7 protein-coding genes are annotated in these 4,532 nt (G+C 50.6%); 2 read left to right on the forward strand and 5 right to left on the reverse strand.

Features of this window, described 5'->3' with window-relative positions:
• Positions 1 to 79 precede the first annotated feature (79 nt).
• Both VFG09_07120 and VFG09_07125 read left to right on the forward strand, forming a co-directional pair.
• Positions 80 to 1,333: an MBL fold metallo-hydrolase gene (locus VFG09_07120; protein ID HET6514915.1), complete on the forward strand. Its 1,254-nt coding sequence runs from the start codon at positions 80 to 82 to the stop codon at positions 1,331 to 1,333.
• Between the two features lie 70 nt (positions 1,334 to 1,403).
• A complete protein-coding gene (locus tag VFG09_07125; protein HET6514916.1) occupies positions 1,404 to 1,601 on the forward strand; it encodes a hypothetical protein in 198 nt (65 codons plus the stop codon).
• A gap of 75 nt (positions 1,602 to 1,676) precedes the next feature.
• Here VFG09_07125 and VFG09_07130 read toward each other — a convergent pair whose 3' ends face one another.
• From VFG09_07130 to VFG09_07150, 5 genes are all read right to left on the reverse strand, one after another.
• Entirely contained in the window at positions 1,677 to 1,805 is a 129-nt protein-coding gene (locus tag VFG09_07130; protein ID HET6514917.1) for a hypothetical protein, read from the reverse strand.
• A gap of 56 nt (positions 1,806 to 1,861) precedes the next feature.
• Entirely contained in the window at positions 1,862 to 2,662 is an 801-nt protein-coding gene (locus VFG09_07135) for a hypothetical protein (GenBank protein ID HET6514918.1), read from the reverse strand.
• 13 nt (positions 2,663 to 2,675) lie between these two features.
• A complete protein-coding gene (locus tag VFG09_07140; GenBank protein ID HET6514919.1) occupies positions 2,676 to 3,491 on the reverse strand; it encodes a hypothetical protein in 816 nt (271 codons plus the stop codon).
• A 319-nt stretch (positions 3,492 to 3,810) separates the two neighbouring features.
• Complete coding sequence (locus tag VFG09_07145; protein HET6514920.1) at positions 3,811 to 4,185, reverse strand: hypothetical protein; 375 nt, start codon at positions 4,183 to 4,185, stop codon at positions 3,811 to 3,813.
• The coding region (locus tag VFG09_07150; GenBank protein ID HET6514921.1) for a hypothetical protein at positions 4,178 to 4,532 on the reverse strand (355 nt) is incomplete at its 5' end. The genes VFG09_07145 and VFG09_07150, both read right to left, overlap by 8 nt.

A 4,532-nucleotide genomic window follows, 5' to 3' on the forward strand; every position in this document is an offset into this window, starting at 1 on the left:
TTTCGATTAAATGCGCGAGAATCGCTCAGTTTGGGTCAAAGTTGATCGGGGATGCCTACCGTAAGCAAAAGGAATGAAAATGACCAGAGAGAAGCATGCAGAAAGCATCTTGACACCGGAAGAGAGGGAGCGGCTGATCAACGAGGGTGTCTTGCCGCCTCCGCAGGATGAACCAGACCATCCGGGCTGGCTGTCTATTGGGGAAATTTTGCGGTTATCACATCCTGTCTTTGAAAAGAGCAGGTTCCTTATCGGCTACCACCATTCCAGCAATGTCTACCTGCTTGTGGGTGATTACCTGACCATCGTCGATCCAGGAAATGACTATACCATTTTCGCTGAACTCGAAAAACTCGGTTTCAGCGTTCTGGACATCAAGAAGGTCGTCCTCACGCACGGGCACCGGGATCACTGCATGGGCGTGTTTGAACTCTTGAGATACCCTCCTATCTATGAAAGCAAGAAGGTTGAAATCATAAATCACGAAGGAGGCCCCCGGGAGTTCAGAAAGACGCTCTCAGAGGCCGGTTTTGCCGTGACGGACGTGAAGGACGGCGAGATCCTGGAACTGAGCGGCTTTGAATGGGAAATAATACACACCCCAGGCCATACCATCGACGGCATATGTCTTTATCACGAGCCCACAAAAACCGCCATCACGGGCGACACGGTACTGGCGGATTCTATTGGGGATGTTGATAAAGCCGCGGGTGGCAGGCTGGATCATTACTTGTATGGGCTCAAGCAACTGATGAAGAAAGCGATTGACAATATACTCCCCGGCCACGGGGTGCCAATCGCGGTTAACGGCAGGCGGGCCGTCGAGCTAACTTACGAGGGTGTGATGATGAAAGTTATAGATGTCGATTCGGAATCCAAGACAACCTGGATGGAGGGGGCCAGGCTGCTGGCTGAAAAGGGGCTACTGGAGGAGGCTGTGTTCTGTTGCGACAAAGCGCTGGCCCTGAGGCCGGGAGAATTGTCCGCCATGCAGCTCAAGGCCTTTGCTCTGAACGACATGGGCCGGTGTGAGGACTCCATCGAGATTTTGGATCAGATTCTGGCTCAGCAAGGGGATAATGTTCATGCCCTCACCGCCAAGGGCCATGCCTTGTTGGGGCTCAAACAGTATAACGAAAGCATACAGTACTTCGACGACGCTCTACACATACGCCCGGAGATGCAGGAAGCCCATGTATTCAAGGGGATGGCCCTGTATTTTTTGGGGAGGTATGACGAGGCCATGGAAATAGAGGCATTTAGAACGGAGTTTTTCAAAAGATTCAAGCAAGAGTCTCGCAAAGAGCAGCCACAAAGAAAACAGGAAGTGTAGATCCGCAAAATTAGATGCAACACTACTTTGACGGCAGCATGATGCGATACAGATAGAGGGAGAGAGACAAGTGAAGGCCGACTTTTTGAAGCTACTCGAAGCTACCAAAGCTTTGGTCGTCTATATCGATCACGAGCATGTTTTTGATAAGTCTGCTGACATGGGATGTGGCGGTTTCGATACCTATCAATCAGACGCTTTTCATGATTTGATTGTAGCTACCAAGAAGGCGATAGAGGAAGCCGAAAACGCATTGAAAGCTTCTTAACCCGCAGGACGCGGGCTAGGCACCTTCATGACAGGAGACGGCAAGGTACAGGTTAACTGTGCGCACTGCGGCGCCCTAGTGGATCTCGAGGAAGCAGTTGATTACCAACACCGGCTTATCTACGGCGAGCACTACCATTGCCGAGACTGCGATCCCGCCGGCGTCTGGGATTGCCTGAGTCATGACGTGGATCTTGAAGTACACTGAATTCACATCTCAACTCTCTTCCCCTCTTAGGCATGGCTCGTCAGCAATGCCGGCTACATTCTTTCCATTGTTTCCACCGGCGGATTGGCGTTTGGCCGAATCTTCTTCTCCACCTCTTCCCTCAACGCACTGACATCAATACTCGTCAAGAGTCTGCCTGTATCGACAAACTCGATCTCCGCTGCCTTGCTCGTCACCGTCGTCCGGCCTGAGAGGATGCCGGTTTCCCGGGAATAGATTTCCTGCTTGTGCCAGCCCCTGTCGCCGATGACGATGCTAAAGCAGAAACTACCGTATACGGCTTCCATGACCTTGGCTTCTGTGATCGGTCCATCGGTTATCAGGGCAACGCTTCCTTGTCGCAAATCCTCCGCCACGAACCGATCCTTTTCTAACAAAACCAGGTCCTGGATGACGATCTCTTCCTTCGCCAACCCCCTTCTGGTGCGCCCGGCAACAAAGTCTAATACGGTAAGGTGATTCCTCTTATCCGTACCTGAAAAATGCCTGTAGTCTAGAGCCGCATGGGAGTGAATCCAGCCATTGATAATAACGTCTCTTGGCAGCATCTCTTGGAACTCAGCTATTCTGGCCGAACCAATGGTGGTATAGTCGCGGAGGTTCATATCATTTCTGGGCAATCCAATGTCTATGACACATTCAGGCTGGTCCTTGTCTGCAAGCGTGAATCCATACCACTCGTAACTTTGCTCGAAAATGGTGCCAACCAGCTCACTGATCTTAAATGCCTTGTCCTTGGCATAGGTTGCCATCACTATGTGTTGCGGCAAATTCCCGAAAGCGATTCTAAGCGGCTCCGGTTGCTTCAGCCGTGAGAGGTCTTTAAACCTCATGTCTCCTTTTTTTTCAAACTGCCTGGGGCTCATCATCATTAATCCGGTAGTCTTCGAACTCGATAGTCTTGACATAATGCAGGGTTCGGTCAAGACTGTGATAGCCATTACGCCGCCGCGCATCGTAGCCATAAAGCAAGGCATTGATGCCTTCTTCCAAGATCCTGATGATGTTATCCGCGGTGAACTCATCCGGCGACTTGAAGTCTTTCATACAGATTTCTTGTTTTGCAGTGTAACCTCGCAGAAATGGATGTTTGTAAAGCTCAAGGACCATGGGCCTGAATGGTTTCATGGTGAGAACCGCCACCCTACAGTCAGGAAAAAGGTAACTTCGAGCGTAGTAGTCTTTCAAGATGTATTCTCCCGTCCGCTTGTAAACGAGATAGTCGTCGCCGGAGCCTATCCTGTAGAGGCCGAAGCCGTCAATCTCCACTGCACCCTTCTCAGCTATATACATGAGGGTGCAGAAGTGATTCCTTTGCGCCTCGGTCAGTCTTTCTCTGTCCCGTAACCGTTTCTTCAGGCGCGCTATCTCCTTGTCCACTATCTGCATCTCCAAGGCCTCGTGGAGCCAGCGGCCAAGGACTTCAACGGAGATTGGACCATCGTGAAGTGGTTCTACCTTCGGTTCCAGTCTTTCCAGATCATTCAGTCTTTGCAGCAACGGTTCAGAATCGAGGTACTCGTCGGCCTGTTCACGGAAACTCTGGGGAATATCAATCCTGTCACCGAGGAAGTCGAGGAATTCTTCGTCGCGCAAGCGTTTTCTCACAAACCCCCTGTGTTTTCTGATAAAGTACGGCATCACCTTTAGAAGTAAGGTCATGAGTTTGCTGTCTGGTGATATTCCTTCCAGAGCTCGGGACACGGGAAACTTCCGCAGACACTCCCTTTGCACTTGTCCGTAGTAGTCGTTGTCGATTCTCTCCATTCTGGTCAAGATGGATTGAATACTGACAGATTTTATGAAATATTTGCCAACCACCTCGATCAAACGCTCTGCTGATCCGCCTCGTGTCGGCTCGTATACGATTTCTCTCACGATGTTGGGGTCGCATAGGAGCGGGAGGTACAAAAACCCAGATCTCACTACCAGCTGAAGGTCAGATTGCAACAACCGCAACACTGTCGACTGCTCCTTCGAGCTACTGCCGGATTCCACCTTCTTGGGGTTTGATGGCGCGAATTGGCACGTACAGGTATTTTTCTCCTGCTTCTGTCTGTTCAATCACTGCGTACTCTTGTACTGTACCTTCTATCTCGTGTCCCCTGCACAGCAGCTTTCCACCTTGGAGCTGCCTGGTGATATCCTCCATTATGAGTTGCTCTTCTATGCTCCATTTCTTCTTGCTCAAGGTCCTCTCAAACAGTTTGCGCAGCGTTTTTCCTTCATAGCTCCCCGGTTCATAAATGTCAATCAACCCCTCCGCTGCATGTCCCGGCAGGATTTCGAGAATGAGAGGCAGTATTTCTTGAGACTCTTCAGTTTCCAAGGCTTTCTTTGTCTCAGCATCAGTCATCTTGGCTTTCCTCCCCAATACCAAGTCCGCTGGTTTCCAGTATGGATTCTCTCCAGCGGGTCGACATTTCAATCCAAAATCTCTCGCTGCTGCTCGAGTCATAGAAAATATTCCTCGCTTCCTGACCATCCAAGAGCATCCTATATGCATCTACCATGAAGCCGGCAATAATCTGGTTGGTCATTACCACGGAGGGATCGGGCTGGTATGTGCAGGAGGCCTTTTCTGGCAGGGGGGCCTCAACGGTTCGTTCACTGACAATTTCGTACAATCCCAATAACTCTGCTGGAGTGACTCCATTATCCCGGGGGTTGTAAATCACCGCTTGACCAGCCTCAGCGCTGGTA

This window comes from Thermodesulfovibrionales bacterium, assembly GCA_035686305.1.
GTDB lineage: Bacteria > Nitrospirota > Thermodesulfovibrionia > Thermodesulfovibrionales > UBA9159 > DASRZP01.

Coding starts and splice junctions, on each gene's coding strand:
- VFG09_07140 (HET6514919.1), bottom strand. CDS start 3,491: ATGACCTTACTTCTAAAGGTGATGCCGTACTTTATCAGAAAACACAGG.
- VFG09_07135 (HET6514918.1), bottom strand. CDS start 2,662: ATGAGGTTTAAAGACCTCTCACGGCTGAAGCAACCGGAGCCGCTTAGA.
- VFG09_07120 (HET6514915.1), top strand. CDS start 80: ATGACCAGAGAGAAGCATGCAGAAAGCATCTTGACACCGGAAGAGAGG.
- VFG09_07145 (HET6514920.1), bottom strand. CDS start 4,185: ATGACTGATGCTGAGACAAAGAAAGCCTTGGAAACTGAAGAGTCTCAA.